This is a genomic window from Flavobacterium sp. (genome assembly GCF_027531905.1).
GTDB lineage: Bacteria > Bacteroidota > Bacteroidia > Flavobacteriales > Flavobacteriaceae > Flavobacterium.
On sequence record NZ_JAPZSU010000002.1, the window covers coordinates 1 to 18057 of the forward strand.

Genomic DNA, 18057 nt, shown 5'->3' on the forward strand with positions numbered 1-18057 from the left:
AGAAAAAATATCAGTAATTTTATCGAAACAAATCATAAGGTAGAATTTAGTTAAATATTTAATTGTCAGAGATTTAAATATACTAAATTTTACCTTTTTGTGCAATATTTTCAACCCAAATTATTAATCGAGTTCAGGTTAATAATTATTATCCGTTGGGTGAAAATATTTTGTACCACATAAATTCTATAGCTCTAGCCTGCACTGAGGCATCGAAGTGTGGTTAAGTTTTTTATTTTATATAAATTTCACCCTACAGGTTAATTATAATAATTTGCGAATCTGCGGTTAAATCATATTCCAACCTTGCAGACTTTCAGTCTGACAACCAAATCTATGGACATTCAGTTCAAAGTGGTTTAGTTAGTAAATGAAAAATACTTTAGGATTAAAAAACAGGCATAAAGTTGTAGTCTTAATTAAATAGTTTATTGTTGTTAATTTAACACTTTGAAAAACGATTGGGTTATAAATACCTAATGCGCTAATATGTTCTTTTTTGAAAGTAATTTTTTTTTTAGAAAAACAGTAAAGATAAATTCACAATAACAAGAATTAGGAGTAGATTTGGATTTAAATATTCAATTAAAAAAGTATGAAAGCTTGCACAAACCTTCATGCTTTTTAACTTACAATTATCCTTTAGCTTAAATGATGTATTTAAAATTTAAATAGAAAGTATTATTTATAAAATTTAAACTTTCTTTTGAACCTGAATTAATTCGAAAGGCTTTAGAAAATCGGTAGCCAATACCTAATCGAATCGACTCGTTAATATAAAAATCGTTTTCTACACCGATATGGGGCTGTATGAATAATCCCTTGAATTCTTCTTGTTTAGTTAAGTCGTAACTAGTGCTATTAATCATTTGTTCTCCATTGATTATTGTTGCACCTGTAAATCCAGAATTGATTTTTATAGCTACTTCTTTGCCATATGAAGTATAAATTTCATAGCTTATGGTATTTTGAATGCCTATATAATTTGTATTCCACGAATAATCAAATGTGTCATTTTTACCTTTAGCATTGAATTGTTGGTAGGAAAGACCTGCTTTGTATTGCCATTTTGAATCGTACGAAATATTCCATTGGTAGCCAAAATCAATCATAAATCCGTTATCGGATTTGACATTAGCATTTGTTTGGCCTGAAGAATTCTTGTAATCATATTTCGTAAAATTCTGCCCTAAGTTAAAATAATAACCTTGCGCTTTTGCCGCTGCAACAGTTAGGAATAATAGAATAATAAAAGTTAATTGTCTCATTTTTTTCGTTTTTTAAAAGATTGTTTATTTTTTGAACTGAAAGCCTTTCAGAGTATTTTAAGTAGCAAAAAAAAGTATTAGAATAGTTTTTTTTGACCACGGTTTAGTTATAGTAAATAATTATCCTTCCATTTCCTGTATTAAAGTTGGAAATATTAGAAACTTGCACAACAGACGCATGAGTCCATGAAGAGCCGCCACCTCCTGAACCTTGGGCGTTACCGCCACCAGCAGCACCACCACCACCAAAATATCCAGCGCCGCCACCGCCACCGCCATTCCATCCAGCACTGAAGCCACCAACGATTCCACCCGCACCACCATTGATTGCCGTACCAGCAGTAGGATTCGTTGAATTACCATCAAAAGGCGAACCAGCCATACCTCCTGCGGTTTGACTCGCTCCACCACCTCTTGTTGGGGTTCCTCCATAATTTGAGGTAGCACTTATACCGTTTAACCCGCCTCCTGCACCACCGTTGCCAGCATAGATATTTGTAGCTGTAGCTATTCCGCCACCGCCACCTGCTATTAACAAAGCATTGGCTTGTGTGACTGGTGCTGCAGTAGAAATAGCACTTAGACCTCCACCAGCTCTAGCGATAGTTCCATAAATTGTAGATTGACCTCCATTTCCACCAAAACCATATACTGCGATATTAGTAGTCGATTGCCCGCCAACTGTAATTTGCAATACATTGCCGGGGGTAACTGTTAAAATACCGCTAACTTTACCGCCTTTTCCACCTATAAATGTACCTCCTGACCCTCCTCCTTGTGCTCCAGCTACATCAACAAATATTCTTGTAACCCCCGCTGGAACTGTCCATGTCTGAATTGCACCGGTATAATCAAATCTAATAAATTTGGTGTATACAGGCTTTAACTGCAAAAACTGCGGAGTGAGTTGAGCCAATGCAAAAAAGGGTAGAAGTAATAAAACAATTATCTTTTTCATTTATGTAAAATTTATTGATCATCAATCATATATGGTATGCTTCACCAATTCGCTTCGCTCGGGTTGCCTTTAGCTTATCGGTGCTTGTTTGCAACAAACTTGTTGGTAATGGCGATTTCATAATAAAACAATTAAAAAGAGGTATCTCCTGATAAAAATGCTGTAGTTGCAGAAGTTAACATTATACCAATAGACGAGCCCGATGTTCTGCTAAACGTACCTAATGCACTTGTTATCGTAACTCCGGAGCCAACTACATTTACTTGTCCAGCACCGGCTTGAATGATTTGACATGAAAATCCTGTAGATAAAGTAGATGGAATTGTTATGGTAACTGTTGTTGCACTATTGACAACTAGTACACCGCCGTTGTCTGCTGCAGCTATACTAAAATCAGCTGTTCTAGTTGAAACCGTTGTTGCAATGGCTCCTGTTTGCCAAGTTGCATTACCAGAGGCATCTGAAGTTAATACTCTTCCTGCTCCTGGTGTTCCAGCACCTGCAAAACGAACAGATCCCGTAGTGTGTAATTGGGCGGTTGGAGAAGAAGTACCAATACCCACACGCTGACTTTCATCAATAAACATAGCTCTAGTTTGTGTTCCTGTTGAACCTGTGGTAAAGAATAATCTACCTGCTCCACCTCCTATAATATCTACTCCTATTCTGGCTCTATCATTAGCGTCTGTGGAAGCAGTTCCATGACCAAATCCCATCCACCAATTATCACCAGCAGCTACTGAAGGGGCGATTAATTTTAACGCGCCTGTTCCTGTTGTACCTTGTATAACTAAAGGTGCACTTGGTGCAGTATTATTAATTCCTACATAACCATTTGCCAACCAAGTCATAACATTTGAAGTGCTTATGCCTCCGCCATCATTCATTGTTAAATCTAATCTTGAATTGGAATTGGTAGAAGTAGAATAAGATCCTAAATTAAATTGGGCAATGTTATCCCATTTTAAACCTGATGTATAGGATCTAGATAATCGGAATACTTCTGCATCAGCATTTACTGTCGCAGTTGCAGAAATTGAACTCTTAACATGTAAACTAGTTAATGGATTTGTCGTACCAATTCCCACATTTCCTCCTGCGGGTTGCAAAACATAGGGTAAAGATGTTCCAGTAGAATAATTATGTGCTTGAGTTGCAGCAGTTGTAGTAGTTAAATAGTGGCTAATTGCATTATTATTTACGCCAGATGTAGTTTGAAAACGAGTTAAGGGTCTAAAAGTAGAATTGTCCATTAAATTGGAGGAAGAAGTTGGAATATTTGCAATATAGTTGTTGTCATTTACAATTAATTTAGCAATAGGGGAATTGGTTCCAATACCAATATTTCCTGAATCATTTTTCAAAACCATACCTCTTGTTGTTCCGTTATTAAAACTAAATGTAATATCTCCTCCATTCGTTCCAAATCCAAGTTCTGTGTTTACTAGCTGGTTATGAATAGCTCTTTGTCCATCTGCGCCATTAACTCTAAAGCCGTTTAGATATGAATAACCATCAACCCAAAGTGCATAAGGAGCATTTACTCCCCAAGTACTGTTTTGCTTTAACCATACTAGAGAGCCTGCGCCACTAGCGCCTGAGTTTCCTAATGTAGTTCCGAATACATTCAATACTCCAGCTGGTGAATTTGTTCCAGTACCTATTCCTACATTACCAGTTCTAAAAATGGAGCTAGTTTTATTACTTCCTGCATCATTAGTTGTGCCTCCAAGATTCCAAGCTGTTGAAGCAGGAGCAGTATAGGTTACATAAGTAGTGCCATTATAGGTCCATAAACTATTGTCTGTTGCTGATTGATATACTACACTTTGATCAGTAGGAGTATTGGGTGTGAAAACCACTCCAGAAGTAGTTGGGGTAGCGGTTGAAAAAGAAACAATGTTTTGTGTTCCGGGAACGTTTGTTAAAATAATATCACCATTGTTGTTAACACCTAAAACTTTATTTGAAGTTGTTGTTGCTATACTCGAAGCATTTAGATTTGTAAATCGTAATCCTGAATTACCTTCTGTGCCTTGTGTGATTTCTAATTTGTTAGCAGGCGCAGTTGTACCTATTCCTACATTAGTTCCATTGTCAAAAATTGAACTGTCTCCAATTCCATTTGAGCTTGTAAATTTTGGAACGAAATTAGTTGTTCCACTGCCTCCAACTTTCGCATTAAATGTAGTCCAATCGGCACTACTCAAAGCGCCTCTATTAGCAGCAGAAGCCGTTGGAATATTTAATGTAATAACTGGTGTGGTGGTAGAGGTAGCAACTGTTGAAGAAATATTGGTTCCTGAAGTTCCAATAGTTAAGGCACTTACTTCTGTTACTGTTCCGTTATTTGGTGTTGGAATGTTTAACGTTGCACCTACCAATGATGCAGCTCCAGTTCCAGTAGTTGTTAAAGTGATAGCATCTTGTTTACCAGAAGTTGCAGCTGTAACAAAGGCTGTAGTAGCAATTTGCGTGGTATTGGTGCCCGAAGCAGCTGTTGGCGCTAATGGTGTACCCGTTAAACTAGGAGAGTTTAAAGGTGCTTTAAAGGCTAATTCTGGGACTGTTGGCAAATCTGCTGTACCTCCTAAATCTCCTGCTAATTTGATTTTTCCTTTTACAGTTGTAGTAGCATCTGGAGTGGCAGATGACGTAATTAACCCATCAACATATCCTTTATTTGTTGCATCGGTACTTGCTGTAGGTGCATCAGCTATTATTATTTTTGTTCCGGTAGGTACTGTTAAATTACCCACCATACTATCTCCTCCAACGTTAACGTATCGATTATCTGTTGCTGATATATCTACAGCTACTTCTAACCAATTGGTTCCATCAAATATGAAAGTACGGCCATTGTTAGGATTATTACTTTCTGCAACTACATAAATATCTGATTGCTTTTTAGGAGGACTTGCATTTATAATTGAAGTTGCTAAGTTTGGGTCAATGGTATTCCCCGTAAAAACCCTACCAATTACTACTGCCACATTACCGTCTGCTTCTGGCTGAACACCATTTACAGAACGAACGGCCCCTGTTACATGGGCTACAGGAATTGTTGATACCGTTGTAAAATTAGCTCCAGTGGATGCTTGTTTTACATAACCAGCAGTTGTAGTCATATTTGATCCTGTTCCTCCGTTTTCAACAGAAATTATTTCACCTATTTTAGCATTCGTTACCGCATCATCTGCAAGTTTTGCTGTGTTAACTGCATTGTCAGTTAATTTAGCTGTGCTAATTCCTGAATCTTTTACTTTAAAAGGGGTTGCAGTAGTTCCAACACCTTCAATAGTTGATAAATCAGCCACTGCACCAAATGACCCTTTGTTTATCCAGGCCACTGCTCCTGTAGTATCTGTAATTAAAACCGACTCAATAGAACCTGGTGCTATTTTAGCAGGTGTAACTGCTGCATCAAGTATTTTAACCGTTGTAATAGCATCATTAGATATTACCGGACTTGAAGCTGAACTTCCTGTACCCGCTAAATCTCCCGCTAATTGAATTTTCCCTGTCGCGGTTGACGTTGCGTCAAGCGTTGCATTAGTTCCTATCTGAGTGTCAACATAGGTTTTTACCGCATTCTGAGTTGGAAACAACACATCACTTGTTCCTAAGGTAGTAACGTCAGATTTATTTACTGCGTTTTCTTTCGTATCCAATGCCGTTTGTGTGGCCGTTGAAATAGGCTTATTAGCATCCGAAGTATTGTCTGCATTTCCTAAACCTACTGCAGATTTATCTAAGGTTTGCCACGTTTTATCGCCTCTATAATATTGAGTTGTTGTTCCTGCGGTAATCGTGTTTTCTTTGTTTGCTAATCCTGGAACGGTAGGAGCATCAGCTGTTCCGCCTAAATCTCCCGCTAATTTTACTTTTCCTTTTAGGGTGGTAGTAGCGTCTGGTGTAGCCGCTGCTGAAACGGCACTTGAAACGGCTGTACTTACAAAGGCTGTTGTTGCCACTGATGTATCATTATCTCCTGCTGTAGCTGTTGTAGCTGTAGCATCACCTGTAAATGCAGGAGAAGCCAAAGGTGCTTTTAAAGCCAGTCCAGGAACTGTAGGAGCATCTGCTGTTCCGCCCAAATCTCCTGCCAATTGAATTTTTCCTTTCGCTACAGAGGTGGCGTCTGGTGTAGCCGCTGCAGAAACCGCATTTGAGACTGTAGCATTTACAAAAGCTGTTGTAGCTATTTGCGTACTGCTATCACCAGCAGTAGCGGTTGGAGCAGTTGGTGTTCCTGTAAATGCAGGAGAAGCCAAAGGAGCTTTTAAAGCCAGTCCTGGTACGGTTGGCAAATCTGCTGTTCCGCCTAAATCTCCTGCTAATTTTACTTTTCCTTTTACGGTAGTGGAAGCATCTGGAGTAGTGTTAAGAGCAAAACTTGAAATTAATTGATTATCGACATAGGTTTTAACTGCATTTTGTGTGGGATACAACACATCACTTGTTCCTAAAGCTATATCTGTCGCTTTATTAGCCACATCTTCTTTTGTATTTAATGCGGTTTGAACAGCGGTTGAAACGGGTTTATTTGCATCTGTTGTATTGTCTACATTGCTTAAACCAACTGCGGATTTATCTAAGGTTTGCCACGTTTTATCGCCTCTCCAATATTGTGCAGTTGTACCTGCGGTAATTGTATTTTCTTTGTTTGCTAATCCTGGAACGGTAGGAGCATCAGCTGTTCCGCCTAAATCTCCCGCTAATTTTACTTTTCCTTTTAGGGCTGCAGTAGCGTCTGGAGTGGCATTATTAGCAACAAAAGTTTCAACAGCGGATACACTCGGATACAAAGTTGTTGATCCGGTATTTGAAGTTATACTTGACGCTAAATTTGAAGTTGTTTGCGCCCCTGCAACGTCTGCGACAGGAATGGAAGGACTAGCTGTCATTGCAGAGGTTCCATTTCCTTTTACATATCCGGTTAAAGTAGCCGCACCAGTTCCTCCGTTGGGTACAGAAATAATTTCCCCAATTTTAGCATTCGTAACGGCTCCATTGGCAAGCTTTGTAGTTGTCACTGCATTATCTGCTATTTTGGCGGAAACAATTCCTAAGTCTTTTACTTTAAAAGGATTTGTCGCTGTACCAGTTCCTTCAATGGTATTCAAGTCTGAAACTGCTAGAAATGAATTGCTATTTACCCAAGCAACATTTCCAGTGGCGTCTGTAACTAGGACGGTATTATTAGCGCCTGGGGCAATTTTAATTGGAGTAACAGCGCCATTCAAAATTTTAGCAGAAGTAATGGCATTATTTGAGATTATTGGGGCTGTAGCGGTTGTTCCGGTACCACCTAAATCACCTGCTAATTGAATTATTCCGGTGCTAATTGTTGTCGCTTTGTTAACATTAGCATTTGCCGCATAAAAAGCAAAAGGAACATAGGTAAAAGGTTGATTGCTTATTTCCGTAAAATTAGTACAGTTTGCTTCTACATCTAAATCTACTTTTAAACTTTTTGCGGTATTATTCCATAAGATATTGGAAAATGTAGTAGCATACCCACCAATTGGTTGCCCCGTACCAATTACTAAATTTACAATACCATGAGCGTCTGTCGTAATCTTATGTGTTTCTATGTATTCTAAATTTGAATTGGAATCTAGAAATGAAAACTTCAAACAAATTAACTGATTAGATAAAGGAGCGTTAAAATTATTTGCCCCAGGTAATTGTTCTCCTGAAGGATTAATTATTAAAGCTTGATAAGAAATTCCATTTTGCGAAAATCCTAGTAACGATAAAAAAAAAATCAATGTAAAGTATACTTTTCTCATAGTTTAACCGGTTTAGATACATTTATTATTTGGTGTTTTTTTGGTAATTTTTATATATTATTGTTTGATTACTTTAACGGAATAAACAAATTTTTCTGAACTAAGTTTGACTAAATATAATGCGCTAGCTAGTTTGGATAAATTTAATGCTAGTACATTATTTTGATTTATAGCTGTTTCTGTATGCACTATTCGTCCTAAAACATCAAATACCATTACCTCTATTTTGTTTCCAGGCGAAGTTGAAAACGAAAAATTAACATCAGTAACAAAAGGATTGGGGAAAACAGTAGTAACGATTGAAATTGTGTTTTGTTCTAAAATTTTGCTCCAATTGCTCTGTTGAAAACCTTGTTGCACAATGTAACCATTAGATGTAGTACCTGTTACAGATTGTTGACCAATAGTATAACTTACAAATTGGCCACTTTCAGTAACTTTTGAACCACCTTGCGCACTTATCATTTCATGGTGAAGTTGTTGTGCATCAGTCATTTCGTAAATAAAAGTAAGTAAAATTATAAACAATAGGCGCATTTTTGGAAATTTAATTTGTTCAACATTTATAAAAAAAATAAAATTCATTGATCAGCTCCTGAATTGATAAATAAATAGAGACGTTTATTATTTTGATAACACAGAGATCATTATTTTTTTATTTTAAATACACGTATTTTTGCGTAATTAAACAATTATAAAAAAAATATTTGGTTGCAATGATACTATTTTTTTGTATTTGTAAAACATTAAAAATCAAATTTTTAATAAATCATTCCATATAGCGTAAGATTTGTTTTATCAAATGAAGCTGATATACAAAAAAAAAATCAAATTGCATCGAAACAACACTATTATTTCTACATTAATAATTAAAGTTTGATCTTTAGTTTAATCTTTTAAATATTTAAGAACTTGATTAAATATTTAGTTTTTTAACCACTTAATTATTGTTTGCAAAAAAGAAACCATTTGAATACAGTAGCACTTCTATTTGGTCAGTTCTACTTGAAATTTTGATGTTTTTTTAAAAAAGGGAAGGAGAGAAGTGATGTAAAACGCAGTAAATGCTTGTAAAACAAGGAGATTGTTTTGTTCTAGACTTGAACCTAAAGCTGGATACTTTTTTTTTATTTTCTATAAAAAAGAAAAAAAATGGTATTATAAAAAGTATATTATTTCCATTTTTTGGAATAATTTCCAATTAAATGAATTTTCCATTTTCCAATCAAAATCTTTGGCTTGAAGTATTCTTGTGTTTTATAATGGAAGTATAATTTGATAAACGCTATAATAGCAAGATGAAGTAGTTTTAAATCAAATTTTTAGCATAAAAAATAGACACACGCATTATTAAATTAAGCAGCTGAGTGTCTATTTTTTGTTTTTTGACGAATTACTATAAATAGTTGATTTGATTAAGTTTTTAATTCAAATAAAGTACAAAGCACTAATAAGCCCCCCAAAACAAAATTTGATTGTTTTCTATTAATCCGTATTGCGCAGCAGTTAGGGGTTCTGAAAATAAAATAAATTCAGGTATATTTCCTGTAAAGCCGTTTTGATTAAAAGCCGTATCTAAAGAACCGGTTGTTAAACCTACGCCAAAAGTAGAACCGGCTGACCAAGTTCGAGAAGTTATATTTTGTGAACTATTATTCGATCTATTCCACTAACTCGAACAATTTTACTAGATGTTGCTCTAATGATGGTGTATTGTTTGTTCCTACCTAAACCAATGGTGCCGTCATTAAAAAAACTCCTATTTAAATCTGAAGATGATCCTAAATCGGAGTACATATTGTTGTCTGGCCAGTTCATGTGTGTAGACCATCGAATGTTGTTGTCGCTACTATCAGAATACCCGAATGAGTTATTGCTAATTGTACTATTTTGTATAAAAGCAATCATCATGACACTTCCTCTTAATCCACTGCCTAATAAGACCGGCAGCGTTTGATTTACGGTTACGTTATGTTTAGCCGTACCTGTAAACACTAACGAGGCATATTGATTAGAAGGACCAATTACGTTTAAGTTAAACACAGCTTGTCTACTGGTGTTACTTTGTGTTCCGTGATATCCATTGGCTCCTTGATCGTACCAGGTAGAAACGAACAGGGTATTTCCACTTCTGAAACTAGCTAGCGTAAGCGTATTACCAACCGATAATGCACCACCCGCTACAGCAACAGTTACGGTACTGTTGTCAGAAACTACATTGTTTGTGTCAAAAGCTACATCTGCTTGGGCGTTGTCTGTTGCTCTGCGTATGCGAACAGCAGGCCCTGTGTATAATTCACGTAATTTTCGAGTGCTAAATGCAAAAGAGGGCGTAATACCTACTTGGTCCAAAATGGGTCTATTATAAACAGGAATTATGTAAGGCGTACCTACAACTTGCGCAGTGGCATAAAATCCACATAATAAAGTAAAAGTAAATCTTAAAATGCGTTCCATGATCTCATTTGATTATTTTCTATGTCTTGTATTTCTGCTTGTGATAAGACGTTTTTTAACAATGCTGCCTCTCCTATAAAACCTGTATGACCACTAATTGTTCCCTGGTTGTTATTTCCAATTCCAAAACTAGTATTAGTAGCATCGTAACTATCCGCATTACCAGTTCCGTTTATTTTTTGAACACTACTAACTCTAACTAGCTTATTAGTATTTAAACGTTGCATAGTATATTGTTTCCATAAGCCGTTGCTAGTGCCATTGAAAAACGATCGATTAGTTCCTGAACAACAAATCTCTCCTGCATCAAAATAGACATTTCCATCCGACCAATTGATATGTGCTGCCCATCTTACATTTGTCCCTGACAAATACCCAAATGAACCAGGATTTGCAGCTACAGATGGTGTTACTACCAAGAATAGCGTACCATTAACTCCTTGTACGGCTCCATTGGCTGATAGTAATACATTGGAAGCAAAGGGACAATACAAATTTTCAACTCCTGAGTATGATAAATAAAATAAACCATTTTGACTCCCAGTAATGAGAGGCTGAGCTGAGGTTGTGTTTTGAATAGCATTTCTAGTATTGCCACTTTGATCGTACCATATGGTAGCTCTAAGTTGGGGTGCTCCTGAAATAAAAGTACTCCAAGTCATTTGCTGTCCTAAGGTGTAAGAACTTGTGCCTACAATAGCAACTGTGCAAATAGAACTAGCACTCGCAATACCATTCGTGTCAAAAGCGACATCAACTTGAGCATTGGTATCGGTTCGTCGTGCTCGAAAACAAAACCCTGTATAGGATGCTCTTGCTTTTCTAAAACTATACAAAAAACTGATATTACTTGAGGCTGTATTATCTAAAACATTCAAATCCACATTTGGAGGAAAAAATCCCAACAATTGCGCTTGAACAAAAAAAGGAACAATGAGCAAAAATAAAATAACTTTTTTCATATTAAAAACTTAGCTAATTCTAAAATCCTGTTGCCATATATACATAAACATTGGTTCCCATTACTAAAAAGGTATAAAGTGTGTGTTTTCCTCCTGCTACTATAGTAGCACCATTGTTAACATATTTAATAGTCAATGTAGTTCCTGATGGATTTGTCCCACTAAAACTAGATGTTCCAGAAGTCGTTCCTTGAACCGCTAGGGTATAGGTTCCACCATCTTTAAGATTTGTAAGTGTAAATGCTCCTGCACTAGCAGTGGTATAGGCTAAATTACTTCTTGAAAAATCAATACTCGTTCCAGCAGCAGCATTGAATGCCGTTGTATTTGTTGCAGCGCCGTTTACTTCTAATCTTGAAGTTGGATTTGAGGTTCCAATTCCTACATTACCTGCTACTGGATTAAGGTTTAATGGCAAATTTGTAGAGAAATTTGCTTTGTCTACCGATTGTACATAGGAGCCAAATGGGCTATTTGTATAGGTACCAAAATCCAATGCATGATTGCTACTACCATCTATGCGTAAAGTTGCATTAGATGTTGTACCTGTAGTAGCTGGTTGATTATTTGTTCCTGCTATAGTTAATCGTTGTGAAGGAGCAGAGGTTCCAATACCTACATTACCACTATTCATAATACGCATTCTTTCATTAAAAAATGGAGTAGCTGCTGTACCTGTACTGAAAATGATACTTTTTGTGTTATTTGCATTGGCTAAATACAAATCTTGCCCACTACCTACGAATGATACGTCATTAGCTCCTCCTATATTATAGGCTGTGGGGAAGTTAAAATTTGAGTTATTGATACCCATCCATGCAAAACCGGTTGTAGCACTTCCATTGTTTGCCGTCGCTGAATAGCCACTTTGAGCTTGTGTTCCCGTGCTTGTATTTTGAATATTATATTGTAAGAAATCATTAACGCTTCCAGTAGCATTTACTACAGTATTAGCTGTTGTTACACCTGCATTTACATCTAATCTACTAGCTGGAGCAGTGGTTCCAATACCTACATTACCAGTGCCTAACTCTGCATTCATAATCACTGCATCTGTAGTGAAATTTCTAATTTGAAATTTACCTTCACCAGAAGCTATTTTTCCCCAAACACCTGATCCATTTCCAATTCCAATCCCTGCATAATTTGTTCCAGTTAGAGATGTTACTAATCTAGCAACTTCCGTAGTTTCTGAGTTTACATGTAATTTTGAAAGGGGAGTAGAAATCCCAATACCCACATTACCATTATTTAAAATATTTAAACGATCTAAGGCTCCAGAACCTGGATTGGTTGTAAATCGAAAACCTCCAGTGCTTGTTTTACTGTTCTGTAATAAAAAATTATTTGCATCTGAAGAAAATTGTCCAATATAACTTCCATTAAAAACCCAGTCAATGCGAGGTGCATTTGAGTTAGTATTCAACTCTATGCCATAATTAGAACCAGCAGCTCCTGAGGTATTTCTTAAATGGAAACCTCCTACTACATCTAAATTATTGGTTGGATTATTGGTTCCAATACCTATATTCCCAGTTCTCCAAATAGATGATGTTTTGGTACTTCCTGCATCATTGGTAGTATTGGCTAAATTCCAAGCTGTAGAAGATGGTGCAGTATACGTAGTATAAACCGTTCCGTTATAGGTCCACATACTATTATCTGTTGCTGATTGATAAATAACGGTTTGATCAGCAGGTGTATTAGGTGTAAAAACTACACCAGATGTTGTTGGGGTTGCTGTAGAAAATGAAACAATATTTTGTGTGCCTGGAACATTGGTTAAAATAACATCTCCTGTACTATTCAATGCCAGTACTTTACTAGCGGATGTCGTTGCAGCACTTGATGAATTTAAATTTGTAAATCGCAATCCAGAGTTACCTGCAGTCCCATGTGTAATTTCTAATTTGTTGGCTGGTGTTGGAGTTCCTATACCTACATTTCCACCTCTTCCATTCAAAACTAATGGAGCTGTTGTAGTACCCCATTTTACCGATTGTAAGTAGGAATTAGCATTAGTATTATCAGCCCCCATATATAAGGTAATATCAGTACCAACTGTTTTTCCTGAGATAATTTGCATTCCATGTGTTGAGGTTTCAGTACCACTAAACAAAGAATTTTGGATGATTTCAACCCTTGATATTGGATTTGTTAATGGTGAAGTAGCTCCAATTCCAATTTTTCCAGTTCTATAAATATCTCCTGCTTTATCCCCTCCAGCATCTGTTGTTGTTCCGGCGGTAAACCATGGGGTATTTCTAATATTTGCAATAGTTTGTTTAGATACTTGTCCAGTTGTAGGATCAGGCACCATAACTTCTGTTGCAGTAGTAATTGCTGGTAATGTGGCAATCCTTGCTGTTCCATTAATATCTGCTTGATATGAAGGGTTAGTTTGATTAAATCCAACAAATCCGTTAGAATGTTTGACAACAAGCGGAGCTCCATAAATCCATGAACCTCCATTATCACTTACGATAGCGCCAAGATATGTTAATCCGGATTGATTGTAAATTACAGATGTCTTCTCATTTACATTTGAGGTGGTATGCTCTAAAAAGAATCTTGCGCCACTACCATCATTTGTAGAAAATATTTGCCCCGAGCCAAAAGCTGAGGTTAAATTGGAAGCTCCTCCCGCCTGCAAATGAAATGATTTAAGTGGCGTGGTTTGAGTAGTAGTTCCTGTGGCAATTAGCGTTGATCCATTTCGATAAATAGCATTGGTTTTATCCCCACCAGCATCGGTTGTTGTACCTGCGGTAAACCATGGGGTATTTCTAATATTTGCAATAGTTTGTTTAGATACTTGCGCTGTGGTTGGATCAGGCACCAAAACCTCTGTAGCATTAGTTATAGTAGGTAAAGTACCGATTTTAAAAGTGGTTACCGCTTCTAGACCATACGTTGGAGAATATCCAGTAGGAACATTTGTTCCAAAACCCCATCCTAAGCTATTAGCAATAGATGTCATAGTATAGGTGTTAGCAGGTGTTAACCAAGCTTGATAGATCTTGTCATTATTTATAGTAGCTGTAAAAGCATTATTTCCAGTCACTGAATTCGAAAACAAAAAGCCAGATCCGGTCCAGCCTGCTGTTGAATTACTTATTAGACCTATTGAAGCTAACCCTTTTGGAAAACCACCACTAAAATTTGTTCCGCCTATAGTAGATAAATTTCCAAATAGTGTAGCAGTAGAGCTACCGCCTGTAAATAGCCCTCCTGTTCTCCAAATTCCTGAAGTTTTGTCATTACCTGCCTCTGTTGAAGTGCCTAGTAACGAAAAAGGAGTTCCAAATGTAGGTGTTGGAATGTTTAAAGTTGCTCCAGTCAAGGTTGCAGCTCCTGTTCCTGTTGTTGTTAATGTTAAGGTATTTTGTTTGGTTGCTAAACCAGGCACAGTAGGTGAATCAGCAGTTCCTCCAAGATCACCTGCTAATTTAACCATTCCTTTTGAAGTAGTTGAGGCATCATTATTGACCTCTATTTCTTTTCCATTTTTGGTAACCACTTTATCTTGGGCTTGCACCAAAATAAAATTAAAAATTAAAACTAAAATTAATACCTTTTTCATATGTTTAAATTTTATTTTTTGAGGTAAAATATAGCATCTACCTAATAATCATTAGTTTTACTTCCGAAAAAGTAATGTTAATGTTGATTTCATAGTTTAATATAGCAACTCTTAGGTTTAAATAAGATCTAATGATTTTATTTTTTAATTGTAATAGGTCTAAGTTATTAATTTTATCATTTCGGAGAACTAAAAAAATAAGTTAAGAGAGTTTAAGTTGCTTTTTTTTGAATTAATTATGTGATTATTGTACTTGTTCGACCCAAATTTTTGAATCTTTTTTTGTTAGAAAAGTACTGTAACAGCTTTCTTTGATTTTAATTGGTAATATAATCAAATGTGATTCGATCATTAACTAAGACTACATATCCTCCATTACTTGAACTTGTATAGGCCACAGTTGTTCCTGTAACAGTTATTGCTGCTTTTGGTACTCTAACACCATTCACATACATCGCAATTTTACCGATAGGGGTCGCTGTTAAAGTGAAAGAAACTTGTGCAGCTGTAGCTACAAATTCATCGGTCTCCATTTTTACTATTATGTTAGCATTCACAGGTTTCCAATTCGTACCGTCAAATTGTAATAATTGACCTGTTGTTGGAGTAGTAGCACTTACCGCTGTACCCTGCAATTTGACAACTGATGGCGCTGCAGCCGTTCCACCTAAATCTCCTGCTAATTGAATTTTTCCTTTTACAGTTGTAGTAGCGTCTGGAGTGCTATTTGAAGTTATTTGAGCATCTACGTAGGTCTTCACAGCATTTTGTGTAGGGTAGAGCACATTACTTGTTCCTAAAGCAGTATTAGTTGATTTGTTGGCAACATCTTCCTTGTTATTCAAGGCAGTTTGAGTGGCTGTTGAAATGGGTTTATTTGTATCCGATGTATTATCTACATTACTTAAACCAACTGTTGATTTATCAAGTGTTTGCCAAGTTTTATCTCCTCTCCAATATTGAGTGGTAGTTCCCGCTGCAATTGTTGGCTCTTTGGTGGCAAGACCTGGTACGGTTGGCAAATCAGCTGTTCCACCAAGATCACCTGCTAATTTTACTTTTCCTTTTACCGTTGAGGTAGCGTCTGGAGTAGCACTATTTGTTACATAAGCTTCTACTGCGGCTACACTAGGATAAAGTGTTGTGGAGCCTGTATTTGCTGTGATATTTGAGGCTAGATTTGCTGTTGTTTGGGCGCCAACGATGTCTGCAACTGGAATTGTAGCAACCGCCGTCATTGCATTTGTTCCATTCCCTTTTACATAACCCGTAAGTGTTGTGGCTCCCGTTCCTCCATTTGGAACACTAATTGTTTCTGCTAATTTGGCATTGGTTATAATACTATTTGCTAAATCTGCGCCAATAATTGTACCGTCTAGTATTTTACCAGTAGTTACGGCATCTGTAGCTAATTTTGCATTGGTCACATTGGCGTCAGCAATTTTAAGGGTAGTAACTGCATTATCGGCTAATTTAATAGTAGAAATTGCGCTGTTTGAAATTACTGGATTTGTAGCTGTTGAACCTATTCCTGCTAAGTCACCGGCTAATTGTAGTATCCCTTTTGAGGTTGTAGTAGCATCTGGCGTAAATGAGGAGGTCCATACAGGAACTAGATTGGTACCATTGTTAATTTCTAATGCATTAGTAGTTAGATTGAAAACAACTAATCCGGTAGCAGGCAGTACTATTGCATCACGTTGTAAAGTAGTTAAACGAGGGGGTAAAAAACCACTAGTAGTACTTTTTACCTCTAATTTTGCAGATGCGTCAGGAGTTGCTCCAATTCCTATATTACCTGAATTTTTATTATATATGTCATTACCAGAAGTACTCCATTTACTGTTGTCAACTTCCTTAATTGTTCCTTTATTATCAATAACTCTTACTTTTTGTCCAAAAGAAAAGGAAGAAGTTATAAAAATAAAAATATATACTATTTTTTTTAAAAAATTCATATTGTAAAATATTTGTAGGAGATAAAATATTATCCTCTATATTTAACTGTTTTTTTTCACAGATTAAAAGGTTTCAATCTTATTACTACCTAATAATTAGGGGTATACATTAAGTTAATGGCGTGTTTTAAAAATAAAATTAAATATTTCATTTTTAATTAAGTATTTATTAATACAAATACTTAATAGGTATTCTTAAAACAAATTCTTGATTTTATCTTTTAATTAATAGGGTAAAAGATATAACCTTTACTTTTTTATATTTTTTTCAATCGAGTAGTGCAGTAAAATAAAAGTAACCAAAAAAATAGTTGTTAACCCGTTGGTAAAATGTTTACAATCAACGGGTTATAATTAAATTATTTCAACCATTGTACTTCGAAAACATCTCCAGTAAGAATAGACCAAGCGTCATTGCCTGTACCAGTCACTGCATTGACAGTGACTTTATCAGCTACAACTACAAAATCTGTTGGAAGTAACTTGGCTCCATTTCTGTACACCCAAATTCTGCTTTTGTATTGAGCATCTGCTTTTACACCAATTGCATCAATATCTAAAGTCGCAACATCTGCTGTAGCTGTTTTAGTGGTTTCCCCACTTTCTAGTAAGGAAGATGCCATCAACTTTTTAATGGCTCCAGTAGCTTCATCACGAACTAATAAGGTCCAACTTGTACCAGTTCCATGTACGGATTTATCTGTTGCATCAGTAGAAGCCGCTGTTCCAGCCGGAACTAAGTCAATCTTATCTAACCCAAAAACTTTTCCACTAACGTCAATATACGTATTATCTGTTAATGTTCCTCCTAATTGCCAAGTTGTAGTTGTTTTGTCGGCTGTAGTGTTCACAATTTGAGTGATACCATTATTCGATTGTAAATATTTGATAGTTCCTTTATTATCTATCAAACGTACTGCTGTAGCAGCTTTTGCAACATCAACACCTGATTGCGCACTCATTTTTATGGTTGTAAATAGAAAGAATACAAACAAAAATGAACCTTTAATTATCACACTTTTTTTCATAATTTTAGTTTTAATTTTTAATTTTAATTTTTTAATTGTTAATTTTTA

The 18057-nt window shown here is 36.1% G+C and carries 9 protein-coding genes; all 9 read right to left on the bottom strand.

What is annotated here, in order from left to right; translation table 11 throughout:
* Positions 1 to 647: 647 nt before the first annotated feature.
* Complete coding sequence (locus tag O9307_RS00195) at positions 648 to 1268, bottom strand: outer membrane beta-barrel protein (protein ID WP_298293928.1); 621 nt, start codon at positions 1266 to 1268, stop codon at positions 648 to 650.
* Between the two features lie 103 nt (positions 1269 to 1371).
* Complete coding sequence (locus O9307_RS00200) at positions 1372 to 2226, bottom strand: glycine-rich protein (protein WP_298293931.1); 855 nt, start codon at positions 2224 to 2226, stop codon at positions 1372 to 1374.
* Positions 2227 to 2357: 131 nt separating this feature from the next.
* A complete protein-coding gene (locus O9307_RS00205) occupies positions 2358 to 8021 on the bottom strand; it encodes a hypothetical protein (protein ID WP_298293934.1) in 5664 nt (1887 codons plus the stop codon).
* A gap of 57 nt (positions 8022 to 8078) precedes the next feature.
* Complete coding sequence (locus tag O9307_RS00210; protein WP_298293937.1) at positions 8079 to 8549, bottom strand: T9SS type A sorting domain-containing protein; 471 nt, start codon at positions 8547 to 8549, stop codon at positions 8079 to 8081.
* A gap of 1107 nt (positions 8550 to 9656) precedes the next feature.
* The gene (locus O9307_RS00215) at positions 9657 to 10478 is read right to left on the bottom strand and encodes an arabinofuranosidase catalytic domain-containing protein (protein WP_298293940.1); all 822 of its coding nucleotides are present in this window, start codon (positions 10476 to 10478) and stop codon (positions 9657 to 9659) included.
* Positions 10463 to 11440, bottom strand: coding sequence for a hypothetical protein (locus O9307_RS00220; RefSeq protein WP_298293943.1), 978 nt, complete (start codon positions 11438 to 11440; stop codon positions 10463 to 10465). Before O9307_RS00220 ends, O9307_RS00215 begins: the two co-directional genes overlap by 16 nt.
* Before the next feature lie 19 nt (positions 11441 to 11459).
* Entirely contained in the window at positions 11460 to 15023 is a 3564-nt protein-coding gene (locus O9307_RS00225; RefSeq protein ID WP_298293946.1) for a hypothetical protein, read from the bottom strand.
* A gap of 317 nt (positions 15024 to 15340) precedes the next feature.
* On the bottom strand, positions 15341 to 16981 hold the full coding sequence (locus O9307_RS00230; RefSeq protein ID WP_298293950.1) for a hypothetical protein: 1641 nt from the start codon (positions 16979 to 16981) through the stop codon (positions 15341 to 15343).
* A gap of 359 nt (positions 16982 to 17340) precedes the next feature.
* The gene (locus tag O9307_RS00235; RefSeq protein WP_298293953.1) at positions 17341 to 18009 is read right to left on the bottom strand and encodes a hypothetical protein; all 669 of its coding nucleotides are present in this window, start codon (positions 18007 to 18009) and stop codon (positions 17341 to 17343) included.
* Positions 18010 to 18057: the final 48 nt, after the last annotated feature.